We start from the raw sequence: 20495 nt of genomic DNA, 5'->3' as shown, positions 1-20495 counted from the left end.
GCTACCGCGGACTCGCCAAGACCAGCCTCCAGCACCAACTCACCGGCGCCGCGATCAACCTCATCCGCATCAACGCCTGGCTCAGCGACCAGCCCCGGGCCCGCACCCGGACCAGCCTTTTGACAGTACTTCGCCCCGCCGCATAACGACGGGGCGAAGCATCAGAGCCGGAGATTAAGCCAACAGCGTCGTTCGGACGGACCGGCCCCCGCGAGAAGTCTTCGCCTCCCGGTCGGTCCGGGAGGCCACCGCTTCAGGTGTGGGCGGATTACTGCATGACGGCCATGGCCAGCGCACGGCGGGCGCGCATCGAGGCGCGCTCGGCCCGCCGCTGCATCCGGCGGGCCGCGGCCAGGCGGATCGCCCGGCGCTCCTGCTCCGCTTCACGCAGCCGGTCGTGCATATGCGCACGGGCGAGCGCTTCTGGGATGAGTTGCATCTCTCGGGTCCTGTTCTGGCGCGAGTCGTGCGCGCCGGTGGTGCTGACGTCTTCTGTCGCCGAGCCGGTGGGCTCGTGTGCGGACGGCTTCATCGGGGCCTGTTTCTGGGGGTCGAGCGTGAGGGGACGATCGATCGTTCCTGGGGTGTTCATGCCGTGACCGGGTTCTTGCGCGGGCGGCCACGCGGCCGCTTCCGGGCGACGACGACACCCTGGACGAACAGTTCGCCGCCCCAGACGCCCCACGGCTCACGCCGCTCCTTGGCGCCGGCGAGGCAGGCCTCCATCAGCGGACAGGTGCGGCAGAGGGACTTGGCGTACTCGACGTCCGCCGGGGACTCCGCGAAGAAGACCTCCGGGTCGTAGGAACGGCAGGGGACGGGTACGCCCAGGTTCTCGATGGCGTCGTCGAGCGCGGTGAGCGCGGTGAGCGGGGTCAAGGTGGAGTCCTCCGTGAGGCCGGGCGGCGGGATCGTTCCGGAAGGCGGTACGGACGTGGCGTGCGCTTCGAGTTGCACGGTTCGTCTTCCTCGTCTGGTCGGTCCGGCCCTGTGGGGCCGGTGGTCGGCTGTGGTGCCGGGTTCTGTCTTGTCCCGAGGCCCTTCGGTCCTGCTCTCCCCGTTCGGGGAAAACAGAAGGGCCGCGGATCCCGGATGGGGTTCCGCGGCCCTGGAAGGGTGCCGGCCTGATCGCCGATCAGGCTGGATCGCTCCAGGGTTCTGGCCCACGGAAGGCCCACATCTGGTGGTGCTGCGTCGTCTGCTTCCGGAATCCGGCACCGGTCGCCGTAAAGGCATAGGCGTCTGCCTGAGCCAGTACTGCCGCTTCCAGTGCCTTGATCGGTCGCTCATTGCGCTCACGGACGGGGAGACCGGCCGGAGACACAGGGGCAGCCGGGCGCACGGCGGGAATGCCGGACAGACCGGTGCCCGGGTTCGAGACGCCGAGCATGCACAGCGAGACGGTCGAGCGATCGGTCATTTTGACCGTGCTGCTGAAGCTGGTGTGGATGCTGATCACTGGACTCGCCTCCTCTCGGCGTATCGGGGGGCTGGGGTGAACCAACCCGTCGGATATGTAAGTAGAACACGGAATCAGGGCCTCCGAGAAGGCCGCTGCTCTCGTGTGTAAGAACCTATGGGGATTGACGGGGCTTTCGCAAACTATTTTTTCGACGAGTTCGGAAAGGTTTCGTCACCGGGCTCGGCGAGGTCCCGGCCTGCGCAGATGTCCAGCACATCGGCCCCGTAGCGGCGGAACTTGCGGGCGCCGACGCCCGGGATGCGGGCCAGCTCGCCCTCGTCCTGGGGTCCCGCCTCGGCGATCGCGATCATCGTCTTGTCCGTGAGAACGCAGAACGCGGGCTGCCCGCTGCGGCGGGCCACCTCCTCGCGCCAGACCCGCAACCGCTCGTACAGGCCCTCGTCCATGTCGGAGGGGCAGTCCTCGCAGCGCATCAGCTTCATCTCACCGGCGTCGGTGAGGGTGCGCCCGCAGACCCGGCAGCGGGCCGGGGTGCGCCGGGTGGGCCGCCGCTCGCCGCTGACCACGCCGGGCACCCCGCGCTCGACCCCGCCCGCGCCGCCGGCCGTCCCGGCACGGGCCGCGCCGGACGCGGAGCCGGGGCGCAGTCCGTCCAGAAAGCGGCTGGCACGGCGGTTGGGCCGGTGGCCCGGGGAGCGGGCGAGGGCCCAGGAGACATGGAGCCGCTCCCGGGCACGGGTGACCCCCACATAGAGGAGACGGCGCTCCTCCTCGATCTGCTCGTCCGTTCTCGCGTAGGTGATCGGCATCATGCCCTCGGCGACACCGACCAGGAACACCGCGTCCCACTCCAGGCCCTTGGCCGAGTGCAGGGAGGCCAGGGTGACGCCCTGCACGGTCGGGGCGTGCTGGGCGCCGGCCCGCTCGTCCAGTTCGGCCACCAGATCGCCGAGGGTGGCGCCGGGTCCGGCGGCGGCGAAGTCCTGCGCGAGATGCACCAGCGCGGCCAGCGACTCCCAGCGCTCGCGCACCGCTCCGGATCCGGCCGGGGGCTGTGTCGTCCAGCCCTCGCCGGAGAGCACGGCACGGACCTGGGAGGGCAGGTCGACGGCCTCGTCCAGGGCGGCGTCGTTGCCGCCGAAGCGGGCGGCGGCGCGCAGGGCGACTCCGGCCTTGCGGACCTCGGGCCGGTCGAAGAACCGCTCGGCGCCGCGCAGCTGATAGGGGACACCGGCGTCGGCGAGGGCCTGCTCATAGGTCTCGGACTGGGCGTTGGCCCGGAACAGGATGGCGATCTCGCCCGCCGGGACCCCGGAGTCCAGCAGGGCGCGGATCCGCCGGGCGGCGCCCTCGGCCTCGGCGGGCTCGTCGCCGTACTCGGTGTGCACCGGTTCGGGGCCGGCGGGGCGCTGGGAGATCAGTTCCAGCCGGTGGTCTGCGGCGCGGCCACGGGCCTGGGCGAGCAGTCCGTTGGCGAGATGGACGACCTGGGGGGTGGAGCGGTAGTCGCGGACCAGTTTGACGACGGTGGCGCCGGGGTGGCGGACGCGGAAGTCGAGCAGATGGTCCGGCGTTGCTCCGGTGAACGAGTAGATGGTCTGGCTGGCGTCGCCGACCACGCACAGGTCTTCCCGGGGCCCCAGCCACAGCTCCAGCAGCCGCTGCTGGAGCGGGCTCACATCCTGGTACTCGTCGACCACGAAGTGCTGGTACTGGGCCCGTACCTGGTCGGCGATGTCATGGCGGTCCTGGAGGACGCCGACGGTCAGCAGCAGCACATCCTCGAAGTCGATGACCCCGCGGGCCCGCTTGAGGTCCTCGAAGGCCGCGTACAGCTGGGCGATCTCCGCCGGGTCGCGGGGGAGATCGCGGCCCGCCTTCGCGGCTGCGAGCGCGTAGTCCGCGGGCACGGTCTGGGTGACCTTGGCCCACTCGATCTCTCCCATGGCATCGCGCAGCTCCCCCCGGTCCAGCCGGAGCCGGCAGGCCGCGGCGGCGTCCGCGACCAGCTGGCTCTTGCGGTCCACGAGCCGGGGCATGGCCCCGCCGACCGCTTTCGGCCAGAAGTACTGGAGCTGACGCAGAGCGGCCGAGTGGAACGTACGGGCCTGGACGCCCTGGGCGCCGAGCATGCGCAACCGGCCGCGCATCTCTCCGGCCGCGCGGTTGGTGAACGTGACAGCGAGGATGCTGGAGGGCTGGAGGATGCCCGCGCGCACCCCGTAGGCGATGCGGTGGGTGATCGCCCGCGTCTTGCCCGTACCGGCACCGGCCAGGACGCACACCGGGCCGCGCAGGGTGGTGGCCACCTCGCGCTGCTCGGGGTCTAGCCCTTCGAGCACCGCGTCGGCCGTGTCCGGTACCCGCGGGAAGAGAGGGGAGTGCGTTGCTGCTGTCACACCGCCATGCTGCCAGGTCGCCGGAGACGGGTGAGCCGGTTGTCCACAGGGGCACCCTTGCGGTCGTACTAATGCCGGACGGCGAGGCTGAGGCCGGGTGCGGTCACCTGCGTGCCGGGCGGCGGCGGGCGTGGCTCTTCCCGGCGGCGACCTGACGGAGAGCGTCCCGGATACCCCCGGCGGGAATGGCCGCCAGGTCCGATACGTTCCATCAGCGCGAGCACCCGTCCCCGGAACCGCATAAGGAGCGCAAGAGACATGTCGGGCACTGTGACGATGTACAGCACCACGTGGTGCGGTTACTGCCGCCGGCTGAAGAGCCAGATGGACCGCGAGGGCATCGCGTACAACGAGATCAACATCGAGCAGGACCCGGAGTCGGCGGCCTTCGTGGAGAAGGCGAACAATGGGAATCAGACGGTGCCGACCCTGCGTGTCGTCCCGGCCTCCGGCGGTGACGAGGTGGTCATGACCAACCCGAGCCTGGCTCAGGTCAAGCAGGCCCTCACGGCCTGAGGCCGGTTGCCGGTGCCGGTCGCCGTGGCCGGTCAGAGGGACGTTGACGGCCCCTTCCGCAGGTGGCGGAGGGGGCCGTCGGCGTTCTCGGACCGGGGCGGAGCGGGGTCAGGGCATGTGCCGGGTCGGCATGGGCTTGCCGTACCAGAGTTCGATCAGCCGGGCCGCGACGGAGATGCCGTACGGCGGCAGGACCTCGCCGGAGTCGAAGGCCGCGCGCAGTTCGTCGCGGGAGAACCAACGGGCCTCGCCGATCTCGTCGCCGTCGACGGTGATCCTGGTGGTGGTGGCGCGGGCCATGAAGCCCAGCATCAGGCTGGACGGGAACGGCCAGGGCTGGCTGGCGACGTAGTCGACCTGGCCGACCGTGATCCCGGCCTCCTCGAACACCTCGCGGCGCACCGACTGCTCCACCGACTCGCCGGGCTCGACGAAACCGGCCAGCGTGGAGAAGCGGCCCTCGGGCCAGTGCACCTGGCGGCCGAGCAGGATGCGGTCGTCCTCGTCGGTGACCGCCATGATCACGGCCGGGTCGGTGCGCGGGTAGTGCTCGGCGCCGCAGGCGGGGCAGCGGCGGATATGACCGGCGGCGGCGATCACCGTGCGCTCCCCGCAGCGGGAGCAGAAGCGATGGGTGCGCTGCCAGTTCTCCAGGCCGACCGCGTGCACCATGAGACCGGCGTCGCGCGGGGAGAGCAGCAGCCCGGCCTCGCGCAGGCCCGCCGGGCGGGCCGACTGGTCGATCCGGCCGGGCAGGGCGTCCTTCTGGAGGGCGAAGTAGCTCACGCCGTCCCCGTCGATGCCCAGGAAGTAGCGGTGGGCCTCGGTGAGGGGGGCCTCGAAGGACGGGGTCATGACGAGTTCGGTGCGGCCCTCGGGCGTCTCGTCGATCAGGACCTGGCCGCCGGACACCACGAAGCAGCGGGTCGTGGGGTGGCTCCACGCCGCCGCGAGCCATGCCTCGTCGAGCCGGTGGTGCGCGGCACGGTCGATGCCGCTGGGGGCGGTGAGCGAGACGGGTCGGTCGGCGGTGTGGTCGGTCCAGGTGGTCACGGGTGCTTCCAACTCCCCCAGGGCAACGGTTCGTTTCGGCGGGCGGTTCGGCGGGACGTACGGCAGGCGGTGACCTGGTCCGTCCGGGCCCGGCCGGGCGGGGCGGTCCTTCCAGTGTGCCCCGCGCGGGAGGTCCTTCCGGACGGGGCGGGAGGGGGGTCAGTGCGCGTCATGGGGGCCCTCGCCGCCGTGCGCTCCGCGCTGGTTCGCCGTGACGTGGCGGGTCCCCGGGACGTGGTTGGTGCCCGGGACGTCGTGGGCCCCCGTTACCTGGTCGGTCCCCGGGACGCGGTGGGCCCCCGTTACCTGGTGGGCCCCAGTTGCGTGGTCGGCCCCCGTGACCTGGTGGGCCCCCGCGGCGCCGAGCGGCCCTTGCTGGGGCGCCTCGGCGCCGAGCGCCTCATGCTGGCGGCCCTCGCCGTCATGCACGGCGGGCTGGTCGCCCGCGTTGCCGTGCATGCCGGGCTGGTCGCGCGCGCCGCCGTGCATGCCGGGCTGGTCGCTTCCGTCGCCGTGGACCCGGCGCTGATCGCCCTCGTCGCCATGCGTGCCGTGCTGGCCGTCCTCGTCGCCATGGGCCCGGCGCTGATCGCCCGCGCCGCCATGCGCGCCGTGCTGGCCGCCTCTGTCGCCACGCACACCAGGCTGATCGCCCTCGCCAGCATGCGCCCCGTACTGGTCGCCCGCGCCGCCCTGCACCCCGTGCTGATCGCCCCCGTCGCCATACGCCCCACGCAGGCCGCCCCCGTCGCCATGCTTCCCGGTGCTCCAGTGCTCCGCGAGGTCGCCCCACAGGTAGGCCGTGGTCTCCACGCCCTTGAACAGCAGGTCCAGCTCCACCTTCTCGTTCGGTGCGTGCCAGCCGTCGGACGGGACGGAGATGCCGAGGAAGAGCACCGGGGCGCCCAGCACCTCCTGGAGGTCGGCGGCCGGTCCCGAGCCGCCCTCGCGCGTGTAGCGCACCGGCTGCTCGAAGGCGCGGCTCATGGCCCGCGCCACGGACTGGAGCGCGGGGTGGTCCAGCGGGGTAAGACAGGGGCGGGTGGCGCCGCTGAACACGATGTCGTAGCGGATCCCGGACGGGACCTGCCCGGCCGCCCAGTCGCGCACCGCCTTCTCGATGTGGTCGGGGTCCTGCCCGGCGACCAGCCGGAACGACAGCTTCACCATCGCCTCGGACGGGATGATCGTCTTGGTGCCGGGGCCCTGATAGCCGCCGCCAATGCCGTTGACCTCGGCGGTCGGGCGGGCCCAGACCCGCTCCAGGGTGGTGTGCCCGGCCTCGCCGACGGCCGCGTACGACCTGGCCGTGCGCAGCCAGCTCGCCTCGTCGAAGGGAAGCTCGGCGAACAGATCGCGCTCGCGGTCGGTCAGCTCCACCACACCGTCGTAGAAGCCGGGGATGGCCACGCGCGCGTGTTCGTCGTGCAGGGCGGCGACGAGGCGGGCGGCGGCGGTCGCCGGATTGGGCACCGCGCCGCCGAACGAACCCGAGTGGATGTCCTGGTCGGGTCCGTGGAACCGGATCTCGCACTCGGCCAGGCCCCGCATCCCGGTGCACACGGTCGGGATGTCGGCCGCCCACATGCCCGTGTCCGAGACGATCACCGCGTCCGCCGCGAGCCGGTCGGCCCGCTCCTGGACCAGCGCCCGGAAGTGCGGCGAGCCGGACTCCTCCTCGCCCTCGATCAGCAGCTTGAGATGGACCGCCGGAGCCGTGCGCCCGGTCGCCGCGAGATGGGCGCGGACACCGAGTGTGTGGAAGAACACCTGGCCCTTGTCGTCGGCCGCCCCGCGCGCATAGAGCCGGTTCTCCCGGACGACCGGCTCGAAGGGGTCGCTGTCCCAGCCGTCCTCCGGCGCGGCGGGCTGTACGTCGTGGTGGCCGTAGACGAGGACCGTGGGGGCCGCCGGGTCGTCGCTGGGCCACTCCGCGTAGACGGCGGGGGCGCCGGGCGTGGGCCATACCTCGGCGACCGGGAAGCCGGTCTCGGTCAGCTTGGCGGCGAGCCAGTCCGCGCTGCGCCGGACGTCCGCCGCGTGGTCGGGCCGGGCCGACACCGACGGGATGCGGAGCCACTCGCGCAGACCGTCGAGAAAGGGCTCGCGGTGCTCGGCGATGTACGTACGGACGGCGTTGTCCGGGGTGTGGCTCATGGTCACGAGCCTATCGGCCCACAGTGACAACCCGTTCGTGCTGTTCGTCACCGGGCGGCTCGTCCCCGGGCGGCTCGTCCCTGGGGTCCGTGAGCAGCAGCCGTTCCAGCGCGGCCCGGTCCGGCAGTTTGTCGGGGCGCACCACCTCGCCGGTGCGGATGTGCACGAACGCCGCCGTGACCGCCTCGGGCGGCACCCCCCGCTGCTCGGCCCACGCCAGCCGGTAGACGGCGAGCTGAAGCGGATCGGCGTCCTGGCTCCGCCCGGTCTTCCAGTCCACGATCTCGTACGTCTCCGGCTCCGTACCGCGACCGGCGGTGTCGCCCCCGCCGGTCCGGTAGACGGCGTCGATGCGGCCCCGGATCACCCGGCCCGCGATGCCGAGCTGGAAGGGCGCCTCCACCCGGTAGGGCGTGCGCCGGGCGTACTCGGTCCGCTCGAACGCCTCCTTCAGGGCCTTCAGGTCCCGTTCGTCCGCGATCTCGGCGTCGTCGCCGGGCAACTCGTCCGGGCCCAGCAGGGGCAGGGTCAGTTCCTCGAAGCGGGCCTCGACCCAGGCGTGGAAGCGGGTACCCCGGCGCGCGGCGGGCTGCGGCGGGCGGGGCATGGGGCGGGCCAGCTCCCGCGCGAATCCGTCGGGGTCGGCGGCCATCCGCATCACCTGCGAGGCGGTGAGCGAGGCGGGCAGGCGCACCTCCGTGACGGCCTCCCGCGCGCGGAGCAGTTCCCCGGTGAGCGCGTCGAGGTCACGGTCCCAGGAGGCGACGGCACGGGCCTCTTCGGGGGTCAGGGGATCGGCGGTCCCGTCGTCGTGGAGGGCGGTCTGCGGGGCAGACGCCTGGTGCGGGACGGCGGGGGGCTTTCCCTGGGTGGGGCTCTCCTCGGGAGCAGCCTCATGGGCGGGCTCTCCGTACGCCGCATCCTCGTCGTAGGCGGCGTCCCCGTACGGCTCCCCAGGGGGCCCGTCCTCGTACAGTTCCTCCTCCGGTGGTTCCGTCGGCCACTCCGGGTCGTCGTAGGTGCCCGGCTCGGGGGTGGCCGTGGCGGTGAGGTCGCGGGCGGCGAGGGTGTCCAGGTGGGCGAGGACGGTGCGGGCGGCGGCGCGGCGGCGGGTCAGGGCGGTGTCGTCCAGGGGCAGGGGCCATGCCTGGTCGGCGGTGCGGCGGTGCAGTGCCGGGTTCTCGGCGTCGTCCTCCGGTTCGTCGGCCCAGGCTTCGATCTCGCCGTGTCCGGCCGCGCAGTGCTCGTAGAGGGCCGTGAGGAAGTCGGAGGGGCCCCGGCGGCGCTTCTGGGTGGGGCCCCACCAGTGGCCGGAGCCGAGCAGGAGGGAGCGTGGGCGGGTGAAGGTGACGTAGCCGAGGCGGAGTTCCTCGGTGTGCTGGTGGTCCTTCATCGCCTCGTGGAACGCCTTCATCCCGCGCGCGTCCCAGGCGCCGATCTCGGGGAGGGTGTCGGCGTCGCCGCGCAGGCCGTGCGGCAGCACCTTGGCCTGGGCGGTCCACTTCTCGCGGCCCTGGGCGCTGGGGAAGGTGCCGGTGACCAGGCCGGGGACGGCGACGACGTCCCACTCCAGGCCCTTGGACTTGTGCGCGGTGAGCACCTTGACCGTGTTCTCGCCGCCCGGGAGGGCGTTGTCGAGGCCCTTCTCGTACTGGGCTGCGGTGCGCAAGAAGGCCAGGAAGGCGAGGAGGGTGGCCGCGCCGTCCCCGGCGGCGAAGGACGCGGCGACGTCCAGGAAGTTGGAGAGGGTCTCGCGGCGGCGGGCGGCCAGCGCGTGCGGGGACGCCGACAGCTCGACCTCCAGACCGGTGACCGCGAGGACCCGGTGCAGTACGTCCATCAGCGGGTCGGCCAGCGAGCGGCGCAGGTCGCGCAGCTCGGTGGCGAGGTGGGCGAACCGGACGCGTGCCTCGGCCGAGAACGGCAGGGCGTCGTCGTCCCCGGTGTGTTCCAGGAAGGTGTCCAGGGCGTCCGCGAGGGAGATCACCTCGGCGGGGTCGACGCCTTCGACGGCCTCGGCGAGCCTGCGGTCGGGGTCGCCGCCGCCGTCCACGCGCGCGTGGGCCACCAGCCGCCGGGCGCGGCGGCCGAGGAGGGCGAGGTCGCGGGCGCCGATGCGCCAGCGGGGGCCGGTCAGCAGCCGGACCAGGGAGGCGTTGGCGCCGGGGTCCTGGAGCACCTCGCAGACGGCGACCAGGTCGGCGACCTCGGGCAGATGCAGCAGCCCGGACAGGCCGACCACCTCGACCGGCACGTCCCGGGCGACCAGCGCGCCCTGGATCTCGGCGAAATCGCCGGCCGTGCGGCACAGCACGGCGATCTCACCGGGCGGCGTGCCGGTGCGGACGAGATGGGCGAGGGAGTCGGCGAGCCAGTCCAGCTCCTCGGCGTGGGTGGGCAGCAGGGCGCAGCGCACCAGGCCGTCGCGCTCGGCGCCGGGGGCGGGGCGCAGGGCCTCCACGCCCGCGTGCAGGGCGCGCAGCGGCCCGGCGAGGCCGTTGGCGAGGTCGAGGAGCCGGCCGCCGCTGCGGCGGTTCTCGCTGAGCGCCTGGCGGGTCGCGGGGCGGCCGTCGGCGCGGGCGAAGTGCTCGGGGAAGTCGTCCAGGTTGGCGACGGAGGCGCCGCGCCAGCCGTAGATGGCCTGGCAGGGGTCGCCCACGGCGGTGACCGGGTGGCCGGTGCCCTCGCCGAACAGCCCGGCCAGCAGGACGCGCTGGGCGACCGAGGTGTCCTGGTACTCGTCCAGCAGCACCACGCGGAACTCCTCGCGCAGCAGCCGCCCCACCTCGGGGAGGCGGGCGAGACGGGCGGCCAGGGCGATCTGGTCGCCGAAGTCGAGCAGATCGCGCTCGCGCTTGGCGGTGCGGTAGCGCAGCACCAGCTCGGCGAGTTCCCGGCGGGCGGCGGCCGTGTCGGGGACCTTGCGCAGTTCGGCGTTGCTGAGCTTGGCGCCCTGCACGGCGAGCAGCAGCTCGGCGTCCCAGGCGCGCAGGCTCTCCGGCCGGACGAGGTGCTCGGACAGCTCCGAGTCCAGCGCGAGGAGATCGCTGACCAGGTCGGGGAAGGAGCGGGTGAGCGCCGGGTAGGGGCCGGGGGCCTCGCGCAGCACCCGCGCGGCGAGCTGGAAGCGGGTGGCGTCGGCGAGGAGCCGGGCGGAGGGCTCCAGGCCGATGCGCAGCCCGTGGTCGGTCAGCAGCCGTCCCGCGAAGGCGTGGTAGGTGGAGATCACCGGCTCGCCGGGCGGATGGTCCGGGTCGATGACATCGGGGTCGGTCACGCCTGCCTTGACCAGGGCCTTGCGGACGCGCTCGGCGAGTTCTCCGGCCGCCTTGTTGGTGAACGTGAGCCCGAGCACCTGTTCGGGGGCGACCTGGCCGGTGCCGACCAGCCACACCACGCGGGCCGCCATCACCGTCGTCTTGCCGGAGCCCGCCCCGGCCACGATCACCTGCGGGGCGGGCGGCGCGACGACGCAGTCCATCTGCTCCGGGGTGAACGGAATCCCGAGCAGTTCCTTGAGCTGCTCGGGATCGCTGAGAGGTGCGGGCATGTCGAAGAGGCTAGCCGCGGGCACTGACAACGGGGGTGGCGGGCGGGGCGGCGGGGCCGGGCCGGGCCGGGCCGGGGGAAGCCTGGGACGGGCCCGGGTCGGGTCGTGCCGTACGTCACTCCACCACATGGTGTCACTCCACCACGTGGCATGAGTCCACCACGTGGCGTCAGTCCACCACGTGGCGTCAGTCCACCACGTGGCGTCCCTCCGGGCGGGCGCTGCACGAGGCCCGGAAGGCGCAGTGGGTGCACTGCTGGCCGACGGTCGGGGTGAACCGTTCGTCGAGGACCTTCCCGGCGGCCGTGGCCAGCAGTTCGCCGATCCACTCACCCGCCAAGGGCTCCTGCGCCTGCACCTTGGGCAGGGTCTCGCCCCCGTCGCGCCGGGCGGCGCCCTGGCGGAGCTGGACGAGTTCGGCGCCGCCGGGAACGGGACGGACGCCGTCGAACACCTCGTCGACGGCGCCCTCGCGGACGGCGAGCTGATAGACGGCCAGCTGCGGGTGCTGGGCCACCTCCGCCGCACTGGGCGCCTGTTTGCCGGTCTTGAAGTCCACGACATAGGCGCGGCCGTCGCCGTCGGCCTCCACCCGGTCCATCTGCCCCCGGATCCGGACCTCGTACGCGCCCGCTTCGAGGGTGATGTCGAAGTCGTGCTCACTGGCCACCGGGGTGCGGCCCGCGCGGTCCATGACATGCCACTTCAGGAACCGTTCGAGCGCCACGCGCGCGTTGTCCTTCTCCTGGGTGGACTTCCACGGCGCGTCGAAGGCGAGCGCGTTCCATACCGAGTCGAGACGTTCCATCAGGACGGACAGGTCGGCCGGGGAGTGCCCGGAGGCGACCTCGTCGGCCAGGACATGGACGACGTTGCCGAAGCCCTGGGCGGCCGAGGCGGGCGCGTCGGCCTTCACCTCGCGGCCCAGGAACCATTGCAGCGCACAGGTGTTGGCGAGCTGGTCGAGCGCGCTGCCGGACAGGACGACGGGCTGGTCACGGTCGCGCAGCGGCACCTTGGCCGCGGTCGGCTCATACATCCCCCACCAGCGCTCGGGGTGCGCGGACGGCACCAGGGGGCGGCCGTCCTCGTCGGCGAGCGCGGCGAGCCGGGCCAGCCGCCGGGCCGCGGCCTCGCGCAGCGGCGCGGACGCGCGCGGGTCGACGGTGGTGGCGCGCAACTCGGCGACCAGCGCCGCCACGGCCAGCGGGCGGCGCGGGCGGCCGGTGACGTCCCGGGGTTCGACGCCGAGTTCGGTCAGGAAGCGGGACGGCTGGTCGCCGTCGTCGGCCGGGGCCTTCACGGCGGTGACGACGAGCCGCTCCTTCGCGCGCGTGGCGGCGACATAGAACAGCCGCCGCTCCTCGGCGAGCAGCGCGCCCGGGGTGAGGGGCTCGGCGAGTCCGTCGCGGCCGATCCGGTCGGCCTCCAGGAGCGAGCCGCGGCGGCGCAGGTCCGGCCACAGCCCCTCCTGCACGCCCGCGACGACCACCAGCCGCCATTCCAGGCCCTTCGCGCGGTGCGCGGTCATCAGACGGACCGCTTCGGGGCGTACGGCACGCCGGGTGAGCGTGTCGGCGGCGATGTCCTCGGCGTCGACCTCCTCCAGGAAGTTCAGCGCGCCGCGCCCCCCGGTGCGTTCCTCGGCGCGGGCGGCGGTGGCGAACAGCGCGCACACGGCGTCCAGGTCGCGGTCCGCGTTGCGCCCGGCCGCGCCGCCGCGCCGGGCGGCCCGCTCCAGCCGCGCCGGCCACGGGGTGCCGTCCCACAGGGCCCACAGCGCCTCCTCGGCCGTGCCGCCGCCGGCGAGGGTCTCCCGGGCGGTGCGCAGCAGCCTGCCGAGCCGCTGGGCGCCGTGCGCGTACGCCGGGTCGTGCACGGCCAGCCGCTCGGGTTCGGCGAGCGCCCGCGCCAGTAGTTCGTCCGAGGGCGGCGGCAGCGCGTTGCCCCCGGCCCGCTCCTCGTCCCGCAGGGCCCGCCCCAGGCGCCGCAGATCGGCGGCGTCCATCCCGGCGAGGGGGGAGGTGAGCAGGGTGAGGGCGGTCTCGGTACCGAGCCAGCAGGGGGGGGTGACGGGCTCCGGGGCGGAGGGTTCACTGGGGGCGGGTTCGCTGGAGGTGGGGGCCGCATCGGAGCCGGGATCGAGGTCGAGGTCGGGACCGGGACCGGGATCGGGACCGGGATCAGGACCGGAGACCGCGTCGGACCCGGCATCCACACCGGCATCCACACCGGCGCCGTCCCGGCCGCCCTCCGCCACAGCCACGTCAGCCGCTCCCACGCCCCCTCCCCCGCCCGCTCCCCCTCCCCCGCCCGCCTCCGTCTCCGCCTCCGCCACCGCCCGCAGGGCCGTCAGCAGCGGGGCCACCGCCGGTTCGTGCCGGAGCGGCACCTCGTCGCCGTCGATGTCGAGCGGGACCCCGGCGGAGGTGAGGGCGCGGCGCAGGACCGGGATGGTGCGGGAGCCGGCCCGGACCAGGACGGCCATCTCGCGCCATGGAACGCCGTCCTCCAGATGGGCCCGGCGCAGGATGTCGGCGATGTTGTCCAGTTCCGTGCCCGCCGTCGGGTAGGTGAAGACGTCGATACGGCCGCCCTCGCGCGCGGGGGCGAGGTCGCGGTGGGCGCGGACCTTGTCGGCGGGGAGCCGGGTGAGCGGCATGCGCCGGGTGAGGAGCCGGGTGGCGTCGAGCAGGGCGGCGCCGGAGCGGCGGGAGGTGCGCAGCACCTCGACGGGCGCCGGGCGGCCGTCCGGGCGGGGGAACGCGTGCGGGAAGTCCAGGATGCCGTTCACATCGGCGCCCCGGAAGGCGTAGATCGACTGGTCGGGGTCGCCGAAGGCGACCAGGGTGCGGCCACCGCCGGCCAGTGCGTGCAGCAGCCGTACCTGGGCGGCGTCGGTGTCCTGGTACTCGTCGACGTAGACGGCGTCGTACCGGGCCGCGAGCCGGGCGGCGACCTCTGTGCGGTGGGCGAGGAGCACCGCGCGGTGGACGAGTTCGGCGTAGTCGATGACGCCCTGGAGGTCGAGCACATCGAGGTACTCGGCGAGGAAGGCGGCTCCGGCCCGCCAGTCGGGGCGTCCGATCAGGCGGGCGAAGGCGTCCAGGGCGTCCGGGCCGAGGCCCAGCTCGCGGGTGCGGGCGAGCACCGCGCGGACCTCGTCGGCGAAGCCCCGGGTGGTGAGGCAGGCGCGCAGTTCGTCGGGCCAGCGCACCGAGGCGAGACCGGCCCGCGCGAGGTCCCCCTGGCCCGCGAGCAGCTCGCGCACGGCCACGTCCTGCTCGGGGCCGGACAGCAGCCGCAGGGGCTCGACGAAGAGATCGCTGTCCTGGTGGGCGCGGAACAGGGCGTAGCAGAACGAGTGGAAGGTGGTCGCGCGGGGCGCGTGGGCGGCGCCCATGCGCAGGGCCATGCGGTCGCGCAGCTCGACGGCGGCCTTGCGGCTGAAGGTGAGGACCAGGATCCGTTCGGGGTCGCCGCCGCGGGCGACCCGGGCGGCGACGGACTCGACCAGCGTGGTGGTCTTTCCGGTGCCCGGACCTGCGAGAACGAGCAGCGGGCCCCGGGCGTGGTCAACCACCGCGCGCTGTTCGGCGTCCAGACGAGGGGGATCCGGCCGGGCCTCAGGAGTACGGACCAGCCGGTAGGCGCCACGGTTCCCCTGCCGCACCTTCAGCTGCGGCAGGCGCCTGGTGGAGGAAGAGGAGCTCACGTGGTTCGCCGGTCCTGGTGGTCGTGCTCGGGTCTGTTCGGTACGGCGGCGCGCGCCGTCGTCAAGGGGGTCTCGGGGGGCGTCCGCCGCCGGGTGCGGTGGGCGGTGGCCGCGGGGTGAACGGGACACGCGCTGCCGACGCTACGCCGCCCCGGGGCACGGAAGCCGGACTTCCGCTTCTTCCCGGAGGCCCCGCGCACCACGCGCGACCCGCGTGCACCGCACACACCCTGCGCCGCACAGGCAGCACAGGCAGCACCGGCACAGGAAGCACCAGCACAGGCAGGACAGGCCGCATACACCCCGTGGACCTCGCGGACCCCGCAGAGCCCACACCCCCCATCCCGCACCCCTCGGCCCATGAACGTACGCCATGCCACGCAAGTGCCCAATTTCGCTCGTACGGATCACGCGCCCCCCACGGCCGCTCCCGATGGCGGAAGCTGTCAGGTGTGAGCCTCCGCGTGTTCGCCGCCGTCCCAGCGCGCCCGTTTCATATCGATCCGGGGCAGATGCCCTTCCGCGGCCAGGCTCGCGCCCCTCAGCGGGGTGCCCTCGGATCTGTACCGGTCGAGGGCGCGCAGCTCATGTCCGGGCAGCAACGCACCGTCCGCGCGGACGACCCGCCACCACGGCACCGCGCCGCCGTAGAGGGCCATCACCCGGCCGACCTGACGCGGCCCGCCCTCCTGGAGCCACTCCGCGACATCGCCGTATGTCATGACCCGGCCCGGCGGGATCAGTTCGGTGACCTCAAGGACCCGCTCGGCGTATTCCGGCAGCGCGTCCGCGTACTCCGCGCGGGCGTCCACCGGCAGGCTCTCCTCGCTCATTCGTCCCATCCTGCCCCACCCCACCGACAATGTGACGGGCTCGCGACGGTGCGTGGCCCCCACCCGCGCGCGGGGCGTCCGGCAGACTGTGCGGCCCCGCATTTGCACCCTGATGCCCCCGTGTGTCGGTGCGGCATGCCACCATCGTGCGGGCGGTGACCGGTGATACGAGACCAAGAAGAGTCGATGAAGCAGCAGGGTGCGCACCCCGAGGACCCTGAGGGCCCGGAGGGCTCCTCCGGCGCGCAGGCACGCCCGGACGCCGCCGATGCGGACGCGAAGACCGACGGCCCGCCCGAGGAGAGTGACGACGACCGCCACGCCGCGGGGGGCGGCGAGCCCGGCGGTGACGGCCCCGGCGACCTGCCCACCGGTGCGGTCGAGGGCGACGAACCGCTGCTCCCCGCGCGCGTGCACCGCCCCTCCGACCTCATGCGCCTCCTGGTGGGCGTCCTCGGCATCGTCGTCCTGCTGGCCGTCGCCGCGTTCGCGCACGGCACCACCTCGGGTCTCGAACAGGACATCAACAAAGGCACCGGACAGGCGCCCGACCTGCTGATCAAGATCGCGGGGCTGGCGTCCAGCATCGCGATCCTGCTGGTCCCGGTCGCCTTCGCGATCGAGCGGCTGATCAAACGCGACGGCCTGCGCATCGCCGACGGCGTCCTGGCCGCCGTCCTGGCCCACGGGGTGACCCTGGCCACGGACCTCTGGGTCGCGCAGGCCGCCCCCGGCTCCATCCAGGAGGCGCTCACCCAGCCCTCCCCCGGCAGTGGCACCGCGCTCACCGACCCGGTGCACGGCTATCTCGCCCCCGTGATCGCGTACATGACCGCCGTCGGCATGTCCCGCAGACCCCGCTGGCGGGCGGTGCTGTGGATCGTCCTGATGCTCGACGCGTTCTCCATGCTGGTCACGGGCTACACGACACCGTTCTCGATCATCCTGACCGTGCTGATCGGCTGGAGCGTGGCCTACGGGACGCTGTACGCGGTCGGCTCGCCCAATGTGCGGCCCACCGGGCGCACGCTGATGGCGGGCCTCAGGACGGTCGGTTTCCGGCCCGTGAGCACCGCGCGCGAGGAGCTGCCGGAGAACAGCGACAACGGCGACCGCGGCCGGCGCTACTTCGTCACCCTGGAGGACGGCCCGCCCCTGGACGTCACCGTGGTGGACCGCGAACAGCAGGCACAGGGCTTCTTCTACCGGGTGTGGCGCAATCTCACCCTGCGCGGCTTCGCCACCCGCCGCAGCCTCCAGTCCCTGCGCCAGGCCCTGGAGCAGGAGGCGCTGCTCGCCTACGCGGCCATCGCCGCCGGGGCCAACGCGCCGAAGCTGATCGCCACCTCCGAGCTGGGCCCGGACGCGGTGATGCTGGTCTACGAGCACACGGGCGGCCGTTCCTTCGACTCGCTGGCCGACGACGAGATCACCGACGATCTGCTGCGCAACGCCTGGCACCAGGTGCGGGCCCTCCAGTCGCGGCGGATCGCGCACCGCAGGCTGGCCGGTGACGCGATCCTGGTGGATCGTTCCGGCGAGGTGATCCTGACCGATCTGCGCGGCGGGGAGATCGCGGCCGGTGATCTGCTGCTGCGGATGGACATCGCCCAGCTCGTGACCACGCTCGCGCTGCGGGTGGGCGCCGGGCGGGCGGTGGCCTCGGCGCTCAGTGTGCTCGGTCCGGACGCGGTGGCCGACTGTCTGCCCATGCTCCAGCCGATCGGTCTGAGCCGCTCCACGCGCGCGACCCTGCGCCGACTGGCCCGGGAGCGGGCCGAGCGGGAGCGCGAGGCGGTCCTGGAGGCCTCCCGGCAGGCGAAGCTGGCCCGCGCGGAGGCCGCCGGGGTGGATTCCGAGCAGGCGCTGGAGAAGGCCGACAAGAAGGCGGCCCGCGCGCAGTCCCGGGCCGAGAAACGGGCCATGGACGAGGCCATGGACGAGGCCCGCGAGGAGGATCCGCTCACCCAGATCCGGCACGAGGTGCTGAAGATCCGCCCCCAGGCACCGGTGGAACCGGCCCGTCTGGAGCGGGTCCGGCCGCGCACCCTGATCAGCATCATCGCGGGCGCCATCGGCGCGTACTTCCTGCTCTCGCAGCTCACCCACATCGAGTTCGGGACGCTGTTCGCGACCGCCGAGTGGGGCTGGGTCGCCGCGGCGGTGCTGTTCTCGGCGCTGAGCTATGTGGCGGCGGCCATGAGCCTGCTGGGCTTCGTACCGGAGCGGGTGCCCTTCGTGCGGACGGTGGCGGCGCAGGTCGCCGGGTCGTTCGTGAAGATCGTGGCGCCCGCCGCGGTGGGCGGGGTCGCGCTGAACACCCGGTTCCTCCAGCGCCAGGGGGTGCGGCCGGGTCTCGCGGTGGCGAGCGTGGGCGCGTCGCAGTTGTTCGGCCTGGGCTGCCACATCCTGATGCTGCTGGCGTTCGGCTATCTCACCGGTATCGAGAAGACGCCGTCGCTGTCGCCGTCCAGGACGGTCATCGCGGGCCTGCTGACGGTGGCGGTCCTGGTGCTGGTCGTGACCTCGGTGCCGTTCCTGCGGAAGTTCGTCGTCACCCGCGTGCGGTCGCTCTTCGCCGGTGTGGTCCCGCGCATGCTGGATGTGCTCCAGCGGCCCCAGAAGCTGGTCACCGGCATCGGCGGGATGCTGCTGCTGACCGCCTGCTTCGTGATGTGCCTGGACGCCTCGATCCGCGCGTTCGGCGACGAGTCCAGCTCGATCAGCCTCGCCAGCGTCGCGGTCGTCTTCCTGGCGGGCAACGCGCTGGGCTCGGCGGCGCCCACCCCGGGCGGTGTCGGCGCCGTGGAGGCCACCCTGACGGTCGGCCTGATCGCCGTCGGCCTGCCGAGCGAGGTGGCCGCCCCGGCCGTGCTGATGTTCCGGCTGCTGACCCTGTGGCTGCCGGTCCTGCCGGGCTGGCTCGCCTTCAACCACCTCTCCCGCAAGGGCGCCCTGTAGGGCCCGGACGCCCCGCCACCGGGCTCGATCACCGTACGGCGTCCGGGCCGTTACCTCGTACGGCTCGCGCCCCGCGCGGGGTGCTCCCGGCGACCGCAGGATGGGTTCATGCCGAACCCATCCCGCGCGCGTGCCGCCGCTCTGACCGCCACCGCCGTCCTGCTCACCGCCCTGACCGGTGGGTGCGGGAACGACGACGCGCAGGGCGAGGATCTGACGGCGCAGAAGCTCAGCTGGCAGGACTGCCCGGCGCCGTCCCCGGCGGAGGGCGGCGGGGAGGCGCCGTCGCCCCTGCCGGACGGCACCAAGTGGCAGTGCGCCACCCTGAAGGCGCCGCTCGACTGGGACAGCCCCCAGGGCGACACCCTCGGCATCGCCCTGATCCGGGCCAGGACCAGCGGCCCGGCGGACCGGCGGATCGGTTCGCTGATCTTCAACTTCGGCGGACCGGGCGGTTCCGGCGTCACCACCCTGCCCGCGTTCGGCGGGGACTACGACACCCTGCGCACCCGCTACGACCTGGTGAGCTTCGACCCGCGCGGGGTGGGCCGCAGCGCCGGGGTGCGCTGCGAGAACGATCAGCAACTGGACGCGTACTTCCAGCAGGACGCGACCCCCGACGACGCCGCCGAGCGCACCGCGTACGCCGACAACGTCAGGAACTTCAACGCGGCCTGCGAACGGAACTCCGCGCGGGTCCTGCCCCATGTGCGCACCACGGACGCGGCCCGGGACATGGACCTCATGCGCCAGGTCCTCGGCGACGCCAAGCTGTCCTATTTCGGCATCTCCTACGGCACCGAACTCGGCGGTGTCTACGCCCATCTGTTCCCCGAGAACGTGGGCCGGGCGGTGTTCGACGCGGTCGTCGACCCCACCCAGAACGCGGAGCAGGGCTCGCTCGGCCAGGCCCGGGGCTTCCAGCTCGCACTGGACAACTTCGCCGAGAACTGTGTCTCGCAGACCGAGGACTGCCCGATCGGCGACAGCGCGCAGGACGTCAAGAACCGGATCACCAAGCTGCTGAACGACCTCGACCGCAAGCCGATCCCCGGCATCTTCCCGCGCGAGCTGACCCAGACCGCCGCCACCAGCGGCATCGCCCAGTCGCTGTACTCACAGGACTTCTGGCCGTACCTCACCGAGGGCCTCGAACAGGCTTACGACGGCGACGGGCAGATCCTGATGGTGCTCTCGGACTCGATGAACGGCCGCAGCCCGAACGGCGAGTACAGCAACCTCACCGCGGCCAATGTGTCCATCAACTGCGCCGACGACAAACCCCGCTACGACACGGCGTACGTGCAGCGGAAGCTGCCGGAGTTCCGGGCCGCCTCGCCGGTGTTCGGGGACTATCTGGCCTGGGGCATGATCAGTTGCACCGACTGGGCGGTGCCGGGCGCCGCCGACCATCCCGACGTCAGCGCGCCGGGATCGGCCCCGATCCTGGTCGTGGGCAACACCGGTGACCCCGCGACCCCGTACGAGGGCGCCCGCAAGATGGTGACCGCGCTCGGCGACGGCGTCGGCGTGGAGGTGACGTACAAGGGCCAGGGCCACGGGGCCTACGACAGCGGCAACCGCTGTGTGCGCACCGCGGTCGACGGCTATCTGCTGAACGGCCGCGTCCCGAAAACCGGCACGGTCTGCGGCTGACCACCCCACTTCCCCGAGAAGGCCGAGGAAGCCGAGGAAGCCGAGGAAGCCGGGGAAGTCGGGGAAGTCGGGGAGTTCGGGGAAGCCGAAGTAGCCGAAGCAGTCGAAGTATTCGAAGTGATCGAAGAAGAAATCGCAGGTCAGAAGGTTATCCACAGGCTCCGACGGATTTCTTCGGCGCCGCCTACGATGGCCTGACAACCGTTCGCCGAACAAGCGCGGACGGCATGCG

At 73.2% G+C, this 20495-nt stretch carries 11 protein-coding genes and 1 pseudogene; 3 read left to right on the top strand and 9 right to left on the bottom strand.

The annotated features are described in order from the left end of the window. Positions 1 to 268 precede the first annotated feature (268 nt). The 4 genes from ABZX40_RS06895 to ABZX40_RS06880 form a co-directional block, all read right to left on the bottom strand. Positions 269 to 592 (bottom strand): hypothetical protein, encoded by a 324-nt coding sequence (locus tag ABZX40_RS06895; protein WP_355748505.1) that lies wholly within the window; start codon positions 590 to 592, stop codon positions 269 to 271. Further along, on the bottom strand, positions 589 to 957 hold the full coding sequence (locus tag ABZX40_RS06890; RefSeq protein WP_355748502.1) for a WhiB family transcriptional regulator: 369 nt from the start codon (positions 955 to 957) through the stop codon (positions 589 to 591). Before ABZX40_RS06890 ends, ABZX40_RS06895 begins: the two co-directional genes overlap by 4 nt. A gap of 178 nt (positions 958 to 1135) precedes the next feature. Further along, positions 1136 to 1459: a hypothetical protein gene (locus ABZX40_RS06885; protein WP_355748499.1), complete on the bottom strand. Its 324-nt coding sequence runs from the start codon at positions 1457 to 1459 to the stop codon at positions 1136 to 1138. 143 nt (positions 1460 to 1602) lie between these two features. Next, positions 1603 to 3822: an ATP-dependent DNA helicase UvrD2 gene (locus tag ABZX40_RS06880; protein WP_355748496.1), complete on the bottom strand. Its 2220-nt coding sequence runs from the start codon at positions 3820 to 3822 to the stop codon at positions 1603 to 1605. 258 nt (positions 3823 to 4080) lie between these two features. On the opposite strand from ABZX40_RS06880, the gene ABZX40_RS06875 reads away from it, so the two are divergent. Further along, positions 4081 to 4338: a mycoredoxin gene (locus ABZX40_RS06875; protein ID WP_355748494.1), complete on the top strand. Its 258-nt coding sequence runs from the start codon at positions 4081 to 4083 to the stop codon at positions 4336 to 4338. 108 nt (positions 4339 to 4446) lie between these two features. On the opposite strand, the gene nudC is transcribed toward ABZX40_RS06875, so the two are convergent. The 5 genes and pseudogenes from nudC to ABZX40_RS06850 all read right to left on the bottom strand — a co-directional run bounded on the left by nudC (position 4447) and on the right by ABZX40_RS06850 (position 15646). Next, the gene (gene nudC, locus ABZX40_RS06870; RefSeq protein WP_355748491.1) at positions 4447 to 5391 is read right to left on the bottom strand and encodes an NAD(+) diphosphatase; all 945 of its coding nucleotides are present in this window, start codon (positions 5389 to 5391) and stop codon (positions 4447 to 4449) included. A gap of 768 nt (positions 5392 to 6159) precedes the next feature. Continuing rightward, positions 6160 to 7548 (bottom strand): annotated as a pseudogene (locus ABZX40_RS06865) (dipeptidase); the annotation flags it as partial. Positions 7549 to 7558: 10 nt separating this feature from the next. After that, positions 7559 to 11098: an ATP-dependent DNA helicase gene (locus ABZX40_RS06860; RefSeq protein WP_355748488.1), complete on the bottom strand. Its 3540-nt coding sequence runs from the start codon at positions 11096 to 11098 to the stop codon at positions 7559 to 7561. Positions 11099 to 11285: 187 nt separating this feature from the next. Then, complete coding sequence (locus ABZX40_RS06855) at positions 11286 to 14813, bottom strand: ATP-dependent DNA helicase (protein WP_355748486.1); 3528 nt, start codon at positions 14811 to 14813, stop codon at positions 11286 to 11288. A 446-nt stretch (positions 14814 to 15259) separates the two neighbouring features. Beyond that, positions 15260 to 15646, bottom strand: a complete 387-nt coding sequence (locus tag ABZX40_RS06850) for an MGMT family protein (RefSeq protein ID WP_355748483.1) — start codon at positions 15644 to 15646, stop codon at positions 15260 to 15262. 186 nt (positions 15647 to 15832) lie between these two features. Here ABZX40_RS06850 and ABZX40_RS06845 point away from each other — a divergent pair, with 186 nt between their 5' ends. Both ABZX40_RS06845 and ABZX40_RS06840 read left to right on the top strand, forming a co-directional pair. After that, entirely contained in the window at positions 15833 to 18607 is a 2775-nt protein-coding gene (locus ABZX40_RS06845) for a lysylphosphatidylglycerol synthase domain-containing protein (RefSeq protein ID WP_355748480.1), read from the top strand. 108 nt (positions 18608 to 18715) lie between these two features. After that, entirely contained in the window at positions 18716 to 20263 is a 1548-nt protein-coding gene (locus tag ABZX40_RS06840; RefSeq protein WP_355748477.1) for an alpha/beta hydrolase, read from the top strand. The last annotated feature ends 232 nt before the right edge of the window (positions 20264 to 20495 follow it).

Source organism: Streptomyces sp. NPDC004610 (genome assembly GCF_040609715.1).
GTDB lineage: Bacteria > Actinomycetota > Actinomycetes > Streptomycetales > Streptomycetaceae > Streptomyces.
The sequence above is the reverse complement of the archived record's forward strand: the minus strand, read 5'-3'. Positions and strand labels throughout refer to the sequence as shown.